At 33.8% G+C, this 17,817-nt stretch carries 9 protein-coding genes; 5 read left to right on the top strand and 4 right to left on the bottom strand.

Annotated features, from left to right (window positions below):
- Positions 1-1,098 (bottom strand): DNA sulfur modification protein DndB, encoded by a 1,098-nt coding sequence (gene dndB, locus AC4G3O_RS03625; RefSeq protein WP_491135835.1) that lies wholly within the window; start codon positions 1,096-1,098, stop codon positions 1-3.
- 217 nt (positions 1,099-1,315) lie between these two features.
- Between dndB and dptF the strand changes: the two genes are divergently transcribed.
- Genes dptF through dptH form a run of 3 tightly spaced genes read left to right on the top strand, consistent with a single transcriptional unit; the run spans position 1,316 to position 10,223 of the window.
- Positions 1,316-3,595: a DNA phosphorothioation-dependent restriction protein DptF gene (dptF, locus tag AC4G3O_RS03620; protein ID WP_491135834.1), complete on the top strand. Its 2,280-nt coding sequence runs from the start codon at positions 1,316-1,318 to the stop codon at positions 3,593-3,595.
- 15 nt (positions 3,596-3,610) lie between these two features.
- Entirely contained in the window at positions 3,611-5,008 is a 1,398-nt protein-coding gene (gene dptG / locus AC4G3O_RS03615) for a DNA phosphorothioation-dependent restriction protein DptG (protein WP_491135833.1), read from the top strand.
- Complete coding sequence (gene dptH / locus AC4G3O_RS03610; RefSeq protein ID WP_491135832.1) at positions 4,989-10,223, top strand: DNA phosphorothioation-dependent restriction protein DptH; 5,235 nt, start codon at positions 4,989-4,991, stop codon at positions 10,221-10,223. The genes dptG and dptH overlap by 20 nt, the downstream gene beginning before the upstream one ends.
- Before the next feature lie 174 nt (positions 10,224-10,397).
- Here the strand turns inward: dptH and AC4G3O_RS03605 are convergent, their stop codons facing one another.
- The 3 genes from AC4G3O_RS03605 to AC4G3O_RS03595 are packed head-to-tail and all read right to left on the bottom strand — an operon-like array spanning position 10,398 to position 12,999.
- The gene (locus tag AC4G3O_RS03605; RefSeq protein ID WP_491135831.1) at positions 10,398-10,775 is read right to left on the bottom strand and encodes a hypothetical protein; all 378 of its coding nucleotides are present in this window, start codon (positions 10,773-10,775) and stop codon (positions 10,398-10,400) included.
- A gap of 4 nt (positions 10,776-10,779) precedes the next feature.
- Positions 10,780-12,795 carry a DNA sulfur modification protein DndD gene (dndD, locus tag AC4G3O_RS03600; RefSeq protein ID WP_491135830.1) on the bottom strand — a complete coding sequence of 672 codons (2,016 nt, stop codon included), beginning with the start codon at positions 12,793-12,795 and terminating at the stop codon, positions 10,780-10,782.
- A gap of 24 nt (positions 12,796-12,819) precedes the next feature.
- Positions 12,820-12,999, bottom strand: coding sequence for a DNA modification system-associated small protein (locus AC4G3O_RS03595; protein WP_491135829.1), 180 nt, complete (start codon positions 12,997-12,999; stop codon positions 12,820-12,822).
- Positions 13,000-13,239: 240 nt separating this feature from the next.
- Here AC4G3O_RS03595 and AC4G3O_RS03590 point away from each other — a divergent pair, with 240 nt between their 5' ends.
- Entirely contained in the window at positions 13,240-15,285 is a 2,046-nt protein-coding gene (locus tag AC4G3O_RS03590) for an McrB family protein (RefSeq protein ID WP_491135828.1), read from the top strand.
- The gene (locus AC4G3O_RS03585; protein WP_491135827.1) at positions 15,260-17,725 is read left to right on the top strand and encodes a DUF2357 domain-containing protein; all 2,466 of its coding nucleotides are present in this window, start codon (positions 15,260-15,262) and stop codon (positions 17,723-17,725) included. The genes AC4G3O_RS03590 and AC4G3O_RS03585 overlap by 26 nt, the downstream gene beginning before the upstream one ends.
- Positions 17,726-17,817: the final 92 nt, after the last annotated feature.

Raw genomic sequence — 17,817 nt, 5'->3', positions numbered from 1 at the left:
TTAAACGCCTCCTTTAAAAAATTTATTTTCTAAGTTTTGTTCTGATTCTAATAGAGTGAGTCCAATTAATTGTTTAATTTTATTTGCGGTTAGTTGTACAGTTGAAGAGTTCTTTTGGATTCTTCCATTTTGATTAAAGGCTCGGCCCAACCAATCTGTTGTATTACTTCGGTTCCAGTCAATACTGGAGAGTTTTTTCAAATATAAAGACCATTCTTCCTGACATTCGTTTCGTAAGTACTTACCAACTAATCCAACAGCTTCTATAAATACTCCGTGTCCTACGATGAAATTTGCCCGTAATTCACGAGGGGATAATTCTTTATTGTAGACCATTTTCCATTCGAGAATAGAGTCGCATAATACATTCCAAAACTCTCTTAAAAAAACTTCATCTTCATCATTTATTTGCTCACCTTTTGTTTTCCCTAGCAACCTAAGATTTGTATTAAAAATGTGGTTTAGTGCCAGTATTTTTGGAGAGTTTTTAGATAATGAAACTCTTTCTTTGTCAGTATATCGATTCAATAAGGGAGTGGAAACAATAATATCTTTTGTAAGCAATGCTAACTGATCGCGATGATCGTATAAAATTCCTATGGACGATGTCGTGTTCACTGCGTGTCGATTTAAGTCAGAAAACATCTGTTGAGATTTTTTTAAACCATCATCATGGAAAAATACAACGGAAATCGTTTCATTTCCTAACTCAGGCGAAATTTTCAGTGCTTCCTCGATCGCTGCTCTTCTATGTTGACCATCATTAATCAGGAAGCGAGCATCTAAAGCAATCCTTAATTGACCTAAATCTTTAGAAGAAGCTTCCTTATTAAATGGTATGAACTTAATTGCGCCATCAATAGAAGCTGTAATAGAAGAAAAAACATAGTCAGTTTGATTTTCTACTATATAGTTTGTCATTTCTGGTATTCTAGCTTTATTTAAAATTCGTTGCGATCGATGCTCCGGTGGAATTTCCTCTTCATCAAAAAGAAAGATCTTTGGGATGATTCGTAGAGGGCACATTGCAACAAAATATTCTTTACCTGCTTGTACACCACGAATGGCAGGGAAATTATATGTAAATGTAGTATCCATTGTAATCACTCCTAATTACGTACGTAATAATAGATTTTAATTATATACAATATGATAAAAAAATACAATTCTAACGAACGTTTATTCGATCATAATTAGAAAAGGCAGAATTTAGGAATTTAATTATGACATATGTCCTGTTATATTAAAGATACAACCCTTTTTGTGATAAAATGTAACCTGAAAGTACTTACGCTATATGGAGTTGATTTAACAAATGAGTTCGAATGAAACATATTTTTTGAGTTTCCTAGAAAAAATAAATCCTGTAGCTGCTCAAAATGCGAAGAAAATGGAAGAATTAATATTCAATGATGCAAGCAGTGCAATCATGAAAGCTCGCATTTTTGCTGAGGAAATTGTTAACGAGGTTATTAAGTACGAATCCATAGAAGTTTACCATTTAACTTCCTTATATGAAAAGATCTTATATCTTTCCCGAGAAGGGTATATTGATCCAAAAATCCAAAAATCATTTGATGCTATTCGTTTTTCAGGAAATAAGGCTGCCCATGATGGGCAATTTGACGATATAACGGTAGCTTTTAGGCTCCACAAAGAAATGTATAATATCGCATTATGGTTTTGTGAAGTATATATAGTTGATGAAATTGAAATTCCTGCGTATACACCACCTAAGCCAAAAGAAAAAGAAGACATTAAAGATATAGTTACTAAACAAATTTTAGAACTTATTGGCAGTGGGCAGATAAGTCCTAATCCTAGTCCTATAATCTCTGAAGAGAAAGAGAAAGAGGATCAAGTAAAAGAAGAAAAGTCCATTTTAGTCAAAGACCTGCCAAGTAATGAAAGTTACTTATTGAGAGAACTTAGAAGATTAAAAGATTCTTCCCAAGAAGCAATTGAGAATGCTGACCAGTTCAGTTCCTTTAAAAACTATTTGCATGTCGATCGAAGAATTCAACTGGATTTAGAACATATTTTGCAACGCCAAATAGACGGTGAAAAGGGAAATTTAATATTGTTATGCGGCAGTGTTGGGGATGGAAAATCTCACCTTTTAGCTTATTTAAAAGAGAATAAGCCGAAGTTAATAGAAGGCTACACGATTTTCAATGATGCTACTGAAAGTTTCTCACCTTCTAAAAACGCGATGGAAACATTGGAAGAGCTATTGCAGAATTTTTCAGATCAGAAAATTAATGAATCAAACGATCGAGTTATATTGGCTATTAATATGGGTGTATTGCATAATTTTGTCCATTTAGAGCATAAAACGTTCACCTATAAAAAATTAAAGCAATTTGTCGAAATGAGTGGTCTTTTTACACAAAATATCACAACAATGTATAGCGAAGATCTTTTTGATTTATTAAGCTTTGGGGACTATCATGCCTATGAATTAACTGAGGAAGGACCTAAGTCTTCTTTCTATTCTTCATTATTGGCTAAGATATTCAATCCTGTACAAGAGAATCCGTTTCACTTAGCTGTTTTGGAAGACGAAAAGAACGATGTGCATACTATGGCACATGAGAATTTTATGCTTTTTCGCAACCCTACAGTCCAAAAGCAAATTGTTAATCTCCTGATTCAAACACTTGTGAAAAATAAACTCGTCATATCTGCGCGTGCTTTTCTGAATTTTGTAGCTGATATTATTATTCCTGACGATCTAAATGCACCAAAAATGATGAATGAATTTGATCGATTACAAGCTTCATTACCTAGTCTTTTATTTAATAGAAGAGAACGATCGTCAATTTTGTTTGTGATGAACAAATTAGATCCTATCCATAATCGGTCTAGTGATATCGATCAGCTAGTCATAAAATTGCACACTTTAAATGATTGGAAGAACATTATTAAAGAAAATGTACTGGGGGAAATCGCTAACAATTGGCTTAGTCCGTTTTATGATAAAACGGATATCAGTGATACCTCTTATAATACATTTTACGAATCATTCATACGTTTAACTTATTTAACGAATGAGGATTTTGCTAATAAGGTAGTGGATGATGGCTATGTTTCTTTTATGAAGCATCTTTATTATTTTAATGTTCTTAATCGAAAACAAGTTGTCGAGTTCTATAGAGAAATGGAAAATGCTATTTTTAAGTGGAAGGGTAGTCCAAAGAAAGGCTATATTTACTTAAAAAAACCAACTGAAAAGTGTCATTTAGCACAAGCATTGGAGCTGAAACCGACTATTTCTCATTTAAAGACAAGTACAAGAGAAGTATTGGAAGCATTTAAAACAAGCATTATAGTTGCTTATAATAATGGGGATGAGTCAGAGAATCTTTATTTAGAGATAGATTATATGTTGTATTCATTATTGAGAAAGGTCCAAGAAGGATACCGCCCTAATAAAAATGATGAGGAAGATGCTATCCGATTTGTTGAGTTTATTGATAAGCTTATGAATTTTGGAGAAAAAAAGAAGGAATTGCTTGTTTTCTTTCCGAAAGATGATCGTTTTTACAAAATCAAACGTGGTGCTTTCAACGCTTTTACATTTGAAAGGGAGTAATGAAAATTGGTTCAATTGTTAGAAAGAGATTACCTAATTAATCAGTTGGAAAAAAGGAAACAACATGATAAAGGCAAAGTAGTAGACGTTTTACCTTTCCCATCATCTAAAAGAACTAGGGTAATACGTAATCACTTTCACGCTGCATTAGGAGAATATATTCGTAACATCTCAGATTTTAAATATAACCAATCTATGCTAATTAATAAGGAACTGGTTACAAGCACGGAAGGAAATCAACTAAGCGAGTTTATTGCTGAAGATATACTCTTTGGGCAAGATGATGACCAACATGATTTTGTCCGCTTTATCAATGCATACTTATTTGATAAAGAAAAGATTAATCCTATTCATCCGTATTTTTTTAATTTAATTGAAATGTCAACAGATCATAACAATGAGTTAAGAAACTATGGACAGTTTATGAATAATATACTCGTCAGAAATCGAGAAGAGATTAAGGAGATTTTTATTAGTAAAGATTCAGATGACATATTAACTGAACTGATATTGAGTAAATTGGAAGATTTGAACATTCAAGGAACAAGTAAAAAATCAACTAAACATTATCAACCTTTATTACAATCATTCACCAATCTATACCAAGAGGATATGCTTTATTTAAGCAAGTATAAAGATTATTTTTTAACAGCCTTTCCAGTGTTGACTCATTATTATGTATTCATGTATATTTGCCAGCTTTTATTAAAGTTTGACCAATATACAGAAGCAGATTATGAGCGAGTTCGTCCACTCTATTTTGCTTTAGACTGGGAGGTCTTAAGTAAAAGAAGGAAAGCAGCAAGTGATCTAGAGGGATTTAAATATATTAAAGAAAATCATATCAACCTTTTTCCGCACATCCATACAATCTCTCACCTTAGCCATTGTGTCTTTAATGAAGGACAGGAAGAAAAAGAATTTATTCCGTACGGCAGACTGTATGAGTTGATTAAAAACAAGGGTGAAGAGTTTGAGGCGGAATTTTTAAAAGAGCTTAAATTATGGATTCAACAGTATACTGATTGGGCAGATGTGAATATTGTAGATAATTCCAATACTATTCCTGAAGCTTTTCAAGTATTATTCCAATGTTTAAAAGCAGGTATGAGTACAGGTGTTTGTAAGAAATATGGAGAGAACCTCGAAGATTTAGGTGCATCTTTTCTTAAAACCAGGGGTAGCAATGGACAAGTCTTAAATATTAAACATGATTTTTTGCTATTAATGACAGCAGTATGTGTCAAGGAACAAAGAATGCCGTTAAACGAATTATTTAATGAACTGGAAAGAAGAGGCATAGCTTTTGACAGATATTCCAAAAAGGAAATTATAGTGTTATTTGATAATCATAATATTATTGAGAAAAAAAGTGATAGTGGTGATGCTCAGTATGTCAAACCAATTTTATAGTTATATAGCAGAATTGTTAGTAACATATTTTAAAAGAGAAAAGATAAAAGCGGGGGATCGTTTTTATTTGCAATTGGATCATGATAAGGACGTTTGTGATTTAGTCCAAGCTTTAGAAGCGATAGAAGGAACAAGAATATTCAAGTATAAGCATGAGCGAGGGGAAGAATATAAGACTTTTTCTATTCCGTTTGATACAGCTGAGCTTGTAGTAGCTTTTACATCAGAAGAGGTTAAGCCAGATTTCTTAGTCACACTGAGAAACTTAGTTGGAGAACAAAAGAATAAGTGGAAGCAAACAGCTTTACTCAGTATTGTATCCGGACAGCTTGATTCCATTCAAGGAGGAAGCAGCGATTTACAGAAGGAAGGAATGCCGCTTCATCCTGCCTATCTTTATCAAAAATTACAAAAGGAAATAACACATACATTAAAAGAGAAAAAAGCTGACCAAGTTGTTTTGCATGATAGCTTGGAAAATATAATGAAGGAACAGACATATCAACAGGTGACTTTTTTTGAATTCGAAGATATTTTTAATATTATCCAAAAAGGCTATATTGATGATGGAGAGTATTATAAATTTGGATTATTCAAAGACCCGGATTTGTCTACTTATAACAAAAAACTGCAAAAGAAACGGTTAGAGGAAAATAGAGAAATCTTTGATTATATAAAAAAGGTGCATGATTTTGGTCTTGAGGAAGAAGAATTACAAAAGAGATTTTTGCCACAACATACAAATATATTGAAGGGGAAAGATTGGGAACATGTGGATTATACAAAAATCCATAAGTTCCGTGAAGAGTTTGAGAAAACAAATAAGTTGAAGAAAGTAGAAATTGAGGAAATAAAGTCTGAAGAGTCGCTAGAGATTTGGAATCGAGCATTAAAAGAAAATGCGTCTGGTAAAAGAAAACGACAAATAATTATTTTTAATCCTGATGGTTTGGCTGAAGTTGAATTATTCATTTCATTTAATTTCAGTGATAATGTGAAAAGTTTATCATCATCTTTCGTTAAAATACCAAAACCTTTTGTAGGAAATGTAGCGATTGATGTTAAAAAAAATAAGATGTCTGCCAAAATAGCGGCTGATAAAAAAGTTCCTACATTTACGAGATTCTCTTATAAGCATGATGATAAGGCAGCACTAGGAGCAGACTTTTTTGTCGCAGTACTCCCAATTGCAGCGGCAGATTTTCAAGCATTCTCATCAAAGTTCATCGTTAACCCTTCATATAAATGTATAGAAATACAACAAGAAGGTGACATATTAGTCATTGGTGAAGGTATTACAAGTTTGACAAAAGAGGTCAAAAAAGAGAACGAAACGATTTCTATCTCAAATGATGAGAAAATATCATTGGTACTATTTCCAGAAGCTTTCAATGAAGAAGATGAGCTAAAGCTTAATTTACAATTTGGCCAAATTATGATTCCCATTATGCTAAAGAATGAGTTGTCAAATACTTTGCCAATCAGGGGACAACGTATTTGGAAGAAAATTCGGGAAACGGGAAAAGACTTCATATGGGTAAAGGAAAATAATCGTTTAGTAATTGAGAATAGCGAATTTTATTTTCACCTTGAGTATCAGACATTCTTTGAATGGGAAGCATCCTGGGTAGAAGATGGGATGAGGCATGCAACATTAGATTCTGGTGTCTTATTGAAAGAAGACTTGCGTTTAAGTGAGGATTTACGTGAAGCATATAGCCGCTATATTAATTATTTTAAAATAAAAAAATCTATTTCTAGCTTATGTACAGTTAGTGAAGAATATAAAGAGCGAGCTTTAGATTATTTAAAAGCTTATAAGCAAGAAGTGCAAAGTTTTGAAGCAGATGTCCCTGCCGGCAAAAAAGGAATTGATTTGTTTAAATTAGGAACCATTCATTCAAATGGAATTTTGTACTTTACACCATTTCACCCATTGGTGGTCGCATACAAACTAAAAGCATTTGAGACATTGCGTAATGAAGATGTAGATAACAGTATTCTAAATAGAATCAATCCAGATGCGTTAGTTCCATTTCTCTATGATGAGAACAATGATCTTTATAAACCAGAACATCAGCAGGGAGCGATGGAATGGCTTGTATTTAAGCCTGTCAATAAAGTATCAGTTTCAGACGCAAATCAATATTTAGCGAAAGTGGTTGCGGATAAAATTACACAATTTAAAGAGCATTTTTCCTATTTATTTATTGAAAAATCACAAGCTCCCTTACAAATTAATGTAATAAATATTGTGAATGACATGGAAGTAATTCGAGGTATTTTTACATGGATGTTAAAAGAAATAGATAGAGCCGGCATAGAACATGTAAAAACTGTGGAAGTAACCTTATATAAAAAAGAAAATGCTAGCAGTGCTTTTGATATGTATGCTCAAACAGAAACAGTAGAAGAATTTGAAGATCTATTTAATATAAAATTGAAATCAAAATCGTATGATACAGAAGATATACTGCGTACCCTAAGAGAGAAATTGTACTTCTATAAACGAGAAGAAGGAGCTTCTCTTCGATATGCCCATATTTCCTTTTATAAAATGCATGCTCAAGAGCATTATGCTGTCCAGAAGGTAAATGAAATGGTTTCAGGTATCGGCATAGAAGGACTTTACTCAAGTGTTCCATCAATGAGGGATTATGAAAACTATAAAAGTGGTTTTGGGACAAAAACTTATAGTATAGATGAGCAAAACTATTTAACAACAACAGCTTATTATGTCAATGAGCTGGCAGCTAATACAAGAAATGGAGGCAATGATAGCTACCATAAAGGTGAAGCTATTTTATCACGGATTACTACTGCTGATGAAGAAGTCTTGGATAAGATTTTCCAGTCATCCTATTGGGTAACATTTGTCGATCCATCTGTGGATCTTGAATTTTTCCAAAAATATAATGGGAATTTAGTTGTGATCCATTATAGTGATCAATATTCATCGTCTAGTCGTTATGATGCTATAACTGTTACAGATAAGTCTGAACAGTATTTTGCGGTAATTAAGGAATTTTTGAAGCAAAAGGATATAGAAGGAACACAAGAGAACGTGCTAAATACAGTTAAGGCTTTTAATACTTTTAATGGTGAATGGCTATTGCGAATCATTGGCAGCAAAGGTCATTATGACCGTGAAAAATTAAGTATTATTTCAGCTATTAAATATTCTTTAGCGTATTTTGATCATCACCAGATTCTATGGGTTCCAATTTCACTGGAAGAGATTCTTCGTGTAGCTGGGGTAGTTAATTTAAATAAATCAGAAGGTGTTTTTACTACTAAGAATCTAGGTATTAAAGGAAGCCACAGTGATGATTTATTATTAATAGGGTTAGAGAATCAAGCAGATCAGCTTAAGTTACATTTTTACCCGGTAGAAGTGAAGATTGGCAATAATCAAGGTGATGTATTGGATAAAGCCCGAACTCAGGTGCAAAAAACAAAAGCATTACTAAGGGATGTTTTGATAGGTGAAGCAGGAACTACTTTCAGAGGAAGATTTTATCGTAACTTTTTTGCTCAGCTACTAATCTCAAACGCAAAGAAACTAGCTCAGAGTGATTTTTGGAAAGAAAAAGCTTATCATCTTTCAGACGAAGTTATTGAGAAATTAGCAAAGAATCAATTTGAAATAACTAATAGTTTAGATGAGTATATTGGGGATGGAGCAATCCTATCTTTCCGAAAGGATGCTACGTACCGGAGTGCTTATTTAGATGATGAAATTTTATTAGTGAATTTGACGATGAATGATGGATATGAGGGATTGGTTAAACCAATTAATGAAATGAGAAATTGGATTCAAGAAAAGGAAACAGATTTTATTAAAGAAAAATTGCTCTCTCATTTATATAGTACAGGTGAACAATCCCGTCAATTAGAAGAACAACCATTATTAAAAACTGATGAAATAAAAGAAGTATATTCTACATCTTCACATAGTGAAACGGCTGCTTCTAAAGAAAAGGAAAAAGAACCTTATAAATACGACGATCATAAAGATCCAGTCATTGATACGAATGTTCCTGAAAAAGAAGAGAGAGATCAAGCCAATAAGGAAGATGAACAGCCAAAATTGGAAGATGTACGGATTAAAATCGGACGACCTGAAAATTCAAATCATGAAATTTATTGGGAATATGGAAGTAAAGGTCTTGCAAATAGACACTTATTAATTTCAGGTAAATCGGGGCAAGGTAAAACTTATTTCATGCAATGTTTGCTACTAGAAAAATCAAAGCAGGGTATCCCAAGTATCATCATTGACTATACAGAAGGTTTCTTACCGAATCAATTAGAAGAAGAGTTTGTAGAAGCTTTGGGAGATCGTTTGAAGCAAAAGATTGTTTATAGTGAACAATTGCCAATAAATCCATTTCAGAAGAATGTGCGTGATATTGGTGGGATAACCCTGCCGGAATCTAATACAGATGTTGCTGAACGAATTAAAAGTGTATTTGCAGCTGTATATAAATCATTAGGAATTCAACAGTTGAATGCTATATATGAAGCAGTACTTAATGGACTGGATCGTTATGGGGACCGAATGAGTTTGGTAGAGTTAAAGACTTTACTTGATGAAGAGGGTTCTAATCCTGCTAAAACAGCATTATCACAAATAAGGCCTTTAATTGACCGTAATCCTTTTAGAAATACCAATACGATTGATTGGAAAGATATTGTTGAAAGCAATGGAGACGTATATGTTATTCAATTAACAGGGTTTCCGAGAGATGTTCAGTTGATTATTACTGAGTTCATTCTATGGGATCTATGGAATTATTCTGTGAGATATGGGAATAAAAATAAACCAATGCCAGTCATAATGGATGAAGCTCAAAACTTAGATCATACAGAAAAGTCGCCTTCTGCACGTATACTAACAGAAGGGCGGAAATTCGGTTGGTCAGCCTGGTATGCTACCCAATTCTTGAAGTCTCAGCTTGGTGCTGATGAGCTTGCCAGATTACAAAATTCATCCCAAAAAGTTTATTTCGCCCCACCAGAGCAAGAAGTTTCGTATATTGCCGGAAGCTTTACAAAAGATCCTCAAGAGAAGAAATACTGGGAAACTAAATTGTCTACATTAAAGAAAGGGCAATGCATCGTTCATGGTCCAATTAGACAGGCAAACGGAGAATTATCTAATCCGACTGTAACAGTTGTTAATATTAGTCCTTTATCAGAAAGAATAAACTAGTTTTTGCAAATATAAACTATATCCCTGTATGGTGGAAATTAAAAAGTCTACTCTACAGGGATTTTTTTAATGTAAAATATAAAATCAGGGAAGTGAATAAAAAAGATCTCTGTTTTAAACAGAGATCAACTTCTTATAGTTTTAGCTTTTTAAATTCTTTATAAGACATATAAATTAAGAATTTTCTAGTATGCTGATCCGTAAATCTTCCATTGAAGTTTTATTTTCAACAGCTTTATTTAAAATGCGCAAGCCTTTTTCAATATAAGCAAGCATATGTTTATGCAGATCATCTTCATTAAGTTGTTGTTTTACTTCATTAATAATAAGATGCTTAAAAAGCAAAAATTCTTTGTCTTTAATAATAGAATCAGGAATCGTCCATTTATTCTTGCCGCCGGTATAGTCCTCTTTTACACTGCCAGTCGAAGTAGCAAGCCCTTTTGCTAAAGCAATTTTTACTGCCATAGGTCGTTCTACTTCCAACAAGTCGGTCATCTTATCTAAGATGATTTTTCCTTCTTCTGAGAGTGTCATTCTTCGGTTTGCCATCTAATCATCCTTTAATAAAATTGAAATATCCATCTCTAATAATTGTATATTTCTTACTTTCATCATAGTCCAACATATATTGTTTGTAGGAGTGTTTCTCCATTAGATTTACATATTCTTGTGTAATCTCGGTGTCAGTTGAGAGAATAATGACTTGTTCGCTCAATTCTTTGTAATAGTGATTAATCAGATGACTTCTATGATAGCTATCTAACCGTCCTAGTGGTGTATCAATTACCATTGGCACTGATAGATCTGATGCTTTTGTTAAAGCCCAGATTAAGGCTGAAGAAATCATCTGCATTTCACCAGCGGAACGATCTTGAATGCTGATCTCCTGCATCCGATCGTTATAAAGGCGAATGGAATATGTGTTAATATCAAATTCAATCTTACCAAACTCGTCTTGTTTTCTAAACAACTTGCGGAGCATATTAGAGAATTCCTCTTTAATCATTGAAGCTTTCATAATGGTGACTTCTGCTACATATTGATTCATAGCTTTGATTGTGCGTTCAACTTGTTTATATTGCTTTTGTATATCTTCTAAGTTAGTATCCTGTCCTGATAATCTAGTGAGTTTGTTCATAATATTTGTCTTTTCATCAAGTGCATCTTGATATTTCTTATTTAAGACTTTGGAGCGTAGAGTAATCTCACCTAATTTTTGTGTTAATATATCAATCTTTTTGTTTTCTTCATCAATATTGACGGATTCAGGTGCATTTCGTATTTCTTGCTCCAATGCATCTAAATTGTTCTGTAATTGATCAATTCTATTAATATACTGTGTTACTTGCATTGAATCTTTAATAGGGAGATTCATTAAGTAGCTATAGTCATTATTTGATAAATCATGTATTGGTACAAATTCTTTTGGAACATTGTGTTCGATAGAATTTTCTTTTATCCATACCTCTTCACCCAGTTTTTGAATCTGTTCTAATTGTTCAGAAGTTAATGGTGGCTTAATACTTTGGCTTAATAATTCTTTCATGAACTTTCGATAAGGTGTTAAAGAAGCATCTTTTAAAATATTCTTATGACTAATTTCGTTCTCTATTTTTAATTGGTTTTTAAGCAAAGCAATTTTTTGCCGTAAAATAATTGCAATCGTATTTTGGTTTAAATAGTTATTTAAATCTTTGGTTGCCAGTTCATGTTGTGTTGCAATACGAGATTGATTCTTTACAATGACTTCTCGGGATTTAGAATTCTGAGTAATTTTTTTAGTCCGTGCCTCTTGTGCTTCTTTAATTAAATTTTGATAATGACGTATTTCTTTATCGAACTTTTCTTTTTTTATGGAAACTGTACGGATAGTACCTTCAACCTCATCCAGTTCAGTTTTGAGATGTGTAAGCTTTGTTTGACTGACTGATCTGGCTAATTTATTTTCTAAATTGGATTTAAGTGCTTGAAGATCCAACAGCAGTTGTTTATATGCTTCCATGCCGGTGATTTTGTGGATGGCCTCTTTCATTTCATTACTATTTTGGCGTAAAATAATTTCTTTGACCTCTTCACCATCAAAAATAAAGAAGGGGGCAGCATAGTAAGGAATAATACGGTCAATAAACCTGTTATAGGCTTCAATGTTGTCAATTCGAGCATGTTTGGCCAGTTTAGATCCTTGTTTCCGTATGCTTAGATCTCTTTCTTCATGTGTGACACTTTTATTTCTATCAAAATACCATTTTACTCGCAAATTCCACTCTTCTCCAGAATCAGTTTCTAGCAAGAGGGATAGTGAGCATTCACGGCCACCCTCATCAAAAAAAGTATTATTAATTACATTTGAAAAGAGGCGCTTATATTCAGCTTCTGACATACCACGTTTTCCAAAAAGTACGTACAGGATTGCTTTTAGAAATGTCGTTTTTCCTGCACCATTTAACCCACCGAGAAGAATAATATTTTGCTCTTTTTCTTCGCGAGCATCTTTTGGGATATATAAGTCAATCTCCTGATGTCCATAATACGTCTTATAATTATCAAAAATAAGTTTCTTTAATAACATCTATGAGTCGTCACCTATCTGTGTTTATTTTGTATGAAGTTCAATTAATTCTTGTATATCTTTAACCCGGGTTCCTTGGCTTACATTTTCATAGGAATATTTCTTAGCTGATTTAATGAGATCTGTTGCAAGGTCAAAAGGTATTCCATTCTGTTTGCAAACTGATTGTAAAAGGTTTTGTTCTTTAATTTTCCAGTTGTTCATTCTTAACTCCCTTAGTAATTATATTGATAGTACTATGTTATCATAGAATTGGTAATGAATAATAATAGAAATTTACTTATATTTACATGGAATGATAGCAGGTTTTTAAATTATATTTACGTCTAGCATAAAAATATTTCTTATCTGTTAATGATGGTATTACATTAATACTGTGTAAATGAATAAGTATAGGGATTTGGTTTACCTACAATTTATTTGATGAGGAATAGGGTGATTTACATGAAACAAATGAAAAGTTGGTCTAAACCAGGTAATATAAAAGACTTGATTGGCAGAAAAAAGATTGATAAATCAATTTTTGTTTATGGCACATGGATACCTAGAATTTTCTATGAAGATTTTGAAGATGCAAATGGAACGTCAATAAAGATGGGTGAAAAAAAAGCTGTTACTTTGGTAATAGATCGTAAAAAATATAAAGCTACTTTAATATGTAGACTAGATAAAAGTAATGGAATGCATTTAGAGATTAATTATCAAAATAATAAGGAACTGTTAAAAGTTTTAGAAGAGCAATATTCACATACATACAATAATATAAAGAGTAATTTAGAGGAAGATACTACTCCGGAATATATGGATTTTTATAAAACGGAAACTCCATATGTCTACAAAGTTAATATATTGAATAAAAAATATAATAAAGAAATAAATCTATGGTGGGTTAACCAAGGTAAAACTCATAATCATGAAAAAGATGGAGGCTATTTGTGGGCTCCGCTAAAGTCGAAACAAGGAAGACCTTTAGCTCATCATGTTGATCTTGCTAGGGCACAACCCGGTGATTTGGTGTTTTGTTACTCAGATTCTGAAATCAGGGCTATTGGAGTGGTAGAACAAAAAGCAATTGAAGCACCAAAACCAGCTGAGATTGCAAGTCATGGGTGGCAAGAAGAAGGCTATCTTCTAAAGTTGGCCTATTTTCTAATGACTACCAACATACATAAAAACGAAATGCCTTTATCCTGGAGACTCGAGGAAAAAGGCCCATTTGATATAAACGGAAATGTTAAACAGGGATATTTCTTTTCAGTTTCAGAAAGTTTTGTTGGACAAGTATTTCATAAATTCCAAGAACGTTTTCCAGTGGAGATTAAGAATAAGTTAATTCAATACGAATTACCTGTTGATAATAGTCATAATAGAGAAGGAGAAAGCTCCTATATGTCCGTTAAAGAATTGACGTCCCACATCCACTCCTACATCCAAAATAAAGGCTTTCTTTACAGCCCAGAAGAAGTAAAGAATCTATTCCTATCTTTGAAATCCAAACCATTTGTTATTTTATCCGGGATATCCGGTACCGGTAAAACGAAAATGGTACAGTGGTTTGCCGAGAGTGTGGGTGCAAATGAGATTAATGGACAATTGGCTATAATCCCAGTCCGACCAGACTGGAATGATGGTTCAGACTTATTGGGGTATGTGGATATTAAAGGTGAGTTTAAAGAAGGTCCTCTTACAAAGGTGATTCGACAAGCTACAGATCATCCGAATGATCCTTATTTTGTTCTGCTGGATGAGATGAACCTAGCAAGGGTAGAGCATTACTTCAGTGATATTCTCAGTATCATGGAAAGTAGGAAGTGGAAGGATGGTAAGTTAATTACCTCTCCTTTGTTATCCAAAGATGTTACAGGCTTCGATAAGGATTTATATTTGCCTTCCAATGTATATGTAATTGGGACCGTTAATATGGATGAAACGACTCATCCTTTCAGTAAAAAGGTGCTTGATCGTGCGAATACGATTGAGTTCAATCGAGTGGAGTTATCGAATTTTTCCTTCTTGGAAGAGTTGGAAGAAACAGAACCAACACCTGTTTCTAATCAAGTACTGGAATCTAAATATCTTCATTTAAAAGATGTTTATAAGGAATATGAAAATCTAGTCAGGAAAACAACAATGGTATTGGAAGAAATCAACAACGAGCTACGAGTTGCCAACGCACATGTTGGATATCGTGTCAGGGATGAGATTTGTTTTTACCTTGCCTATAATGAATCTGGTGAATTAATGGAATATGAGCAGGCTTTAGATTATTGTATTCTGCAAAAAATACTACCACGAATTTCTGGTAGTGATACTCGTATTGAGCATTTATTAAAAGGATTATATCGGATCTTTACTCAAAGAGAATTAAATGATGATCAGGATTTAAGCCTGATAGATACAGAAAATGCCCTTTATCCTCAAAGCACAAGAAAAGTAATAGAGATGCTTGGGAGGTTAAGAGACGATGGCTTTACCTCATTCTGGGTCTGATGAAATAGAATTAGTGAAGATCGAGCATCGTGACTTTTCGTTGATCATCAAAGGCAAGCCTTTTCACGAACGGTATGAAGGCTTAAAACAATATCGAAGTATGGACTATCATGATTTAATGCAATTTTCGGCATTGGGTGAGGGCTTGGAGAGTGTAGAAGTATTCGATATTGAAACGATGCAGCTATCTGAGAATAGTGCTTTACGACCGACCTTTTTTGAAAATGGGACATACCTTGTCATGATTGTTCCTAAAAATAAGCAAGAGATAACCTTTTATCATGAGCATCCATTACTACGGAATGCTGTTACAAAAACGGAATTACCTATGGGTTCCTTCCTCATGGGAAATCTCAGTTTTCAAAATGAGGTGGGGCTCACCAGTTTTGAAATCCGTTCTTATGATAAAACGTTATTGAGAGTAACTCTGGAAATCTTTCCTACAAAGCTGGATTATCGGAAGGATTATGAACGTTTACTGGATGAGGTTAATGAAGAAATCTATAATTTGGCTTTTCATTTTATAAAAAAGACCTATTTGCAGGCCGGGATTAAGCTTGATGGGACACCAAGTCAAACGGAATTTTATCAATTGGTCAGAAAACATTTTAACCAATTCGTCCAAGCTATTATTCGAATCGAACAACAGCCTCATCATAAATTGGAACAAACATATCACCGGGTCCGTGGAGACCAGTTGAGGAAAACTGATTCCACCCCGAGAAAGTATCTTCAAAAAAGGGCTCATTTGTGGATGGATGTTCAATCCGGAATACCCCTTCATAATCGACAGCTAATGCCAACAGAAGGATTAGTAGGGAAGAAAGAATTACGCTATGATACGTTTGAAAATCGGTATATCAAATGGTTAATGGGTAGGCTTATTGATAAATTGGAGGACTTGATTCAGGCGATATATAAACAGGAGAAGAGCTGGAATAAAGAGCCTGATGCTGATTTGTTGGATCGCCTCAATGATATGAAATCAACGTTGGATAAGAGAATGAAAAACCCTTTTTGGCGTTCCATTCAACAACTGGATCGGAATATGAATGTCAGTTTGGTTCTTCAGATGGCACCGGGTTACCGGGATGCTTTTCAATTATATCTTATGATTTCCAAAGGTCTTATTCTCCGTGGAAACTATTATCAGATGTCGGTTAAAGATGTGGCGCTTCTCTATGAGTACTGGACGTTTATTAAGCTGGGACAATTGCTTGGTAAAAAATACGAACAAATTAATCAGGATATTGTGAAAGTAAATCGCAATGGGCTATTCGTCAATTTAGATACAAATAAGACGGCAAAGCGAACCTTTCGTCATCCTGTTACTGGCGAGAGAATTGAACTTGTTTATCAAAGCTATACGGGAAAACTGCCCACACTCTCACAAAAGCCTGATACGATGCTAAGTATTCAGAAGAAGGGCAAGGAGTTTGATTACCAATATATATTTGATGCTAAATATAGGGTGGAGTATGCACAAGCTGGCAGTGATTATAAGAGAAAATATCATATTCCAGGTCCTATGGAAGATGATATAAATACGATGCACAGGTATCGAGATTCGATTGTAGTCACGAATAACGGTCCTTATGAACGGACTGCTTTTGGGGCATATGTCTTATTTCCATGGCATGATGAAGAATCCTATAAAAATCATACTTTTTATAAAAGTATTGGCTTAGTAAATATCGGTGGGCTACCATTCTTGCCGAACACTACTGATATGGTTGAACAATTTGTAGAACGATTAATTGAAAAAAGCCCGGAAGAATTGCAAAAAGAGGGTATTTTGCCAAGAGGTACTAAAGAAGAGTGGAAGTCTTCAGTAGTGGAAAAAGTATTAGTTGGTTTGGTACCTGATCAAGTAGCTTATGCAGATTTTATTCACTCAAGATCATACAGAATACCGATTTCTTCTCTAAAAAAAGGCTGGCAGGAAGCAAAGTATATTGCCTTGTATCTTAAAGAAGGAATTACAAACCAAAAAGGGATTAAAGAGTATGGACTCATTCGGGATATAGAGATTCAAGATGACCATGTAGTTTACTCTATTGATGTTTGGAAGGAATTAGGCCACCCTATTAGACCGGTCCGTTATGGAATTGGCACAAGTATGATAACGAGTTTTACACAATTAATGGAAGCAAGAGAGTTACCTGAGCTTTATTTGCAATCAAGAGAAGAAATGATCCTGTGGAAAATGCTTAGAAGGGTTTCGGACCGAATCCAAATTAGTTTGGATCATGAGGAAATTGATCATGCTTCCGCAGTCACCGATTTTACATTTAAGGATATACAAGCGATTTTAAATCAGGAAAACCAGGAGATTACTTTTATTAAAGATAAACATCAGGAAACTGTTTCTTGGACGAAATTAAACACTCAACCTACATCGGTATTTAAATTAATCTTGTCATTATTGGAGACTGACTGAGTTAGTCTCTTTTTTATTTGAATAGAGAACAATCCATTTTAATGTAGATAATATATTTGGATGAAGTAGGCAGGAGAGATGTTGATCCATCA

The sequence above is a fragment of the Bacillus sp. z14 (2026) genome, from assembly GCF_058313575.1.
The sequence above is the reverse complement of the archived record's forward strand: the minus strand, read 5'-3'. Positions and strand labels throughout refer to the sequence as shown.

What these genes read in the sequence shown, in the direction of transcription:
- dptF (WP_491135834.1), top strand. Translation starts at nt 1,316, where the DNA reads ATGAGTTCGAATGAAACATATTTTTTGAGTTTCCTAGAAAAAATAAAT.
- AC4G3O_RS03595 (WP_491135829.1), bottom strand. Translation starts at nt 12,999, where the DNA reads ATGAACAACTGGAAAATTAAAGAACAAAACCTTTTACAATCAGTTTGC.
- AC4G3O_RS03605 (WP_491135831.1), bottom strand. Translation starts at nt 10,775, where the DNA reads ATGGCAAACCGAAGAATGACACTCTCAGAAGAAGGAAAAATCATCTTA.
- dndB (WP_491135835.1), bottom strand. Translation starts at nt 1,098, where the DNA reads ATGGATACTACATTTACATATAATTTCCCTGCCATTCGTGGTGTACAA.
- AC4G3O_RS03590 (WP_491135828.1), top strand. Translation starts at nt 13,240, where the DNA reads ATGAAACAAATGAAAAGTTGGTCTAAACCAGGTAATATAAAAGACTTG.
- AC4G3O_RS03585 (WP_491135827.1), top strand. Translation starts at nt 15,260, where the DNA reads ATGGCTTTACCTCATTCTGGGTCTGATGAAATAGAATTAGTGAAGATC.
- dndD (WP_491135830.1), bottom strand. Translation starts at nt 12,795, where the DNA reads ATGTTATTAAAGAAACTTATTTTTGATAATTATAAGACGTATTATGGA.
- dptH (WP_491135832.1), top strand. Translation starts at nt 4,989, where the DNA reads ATGTCAAACCAATTTTATAGTTATATAGCAGAATTGTTAGTAACATAT.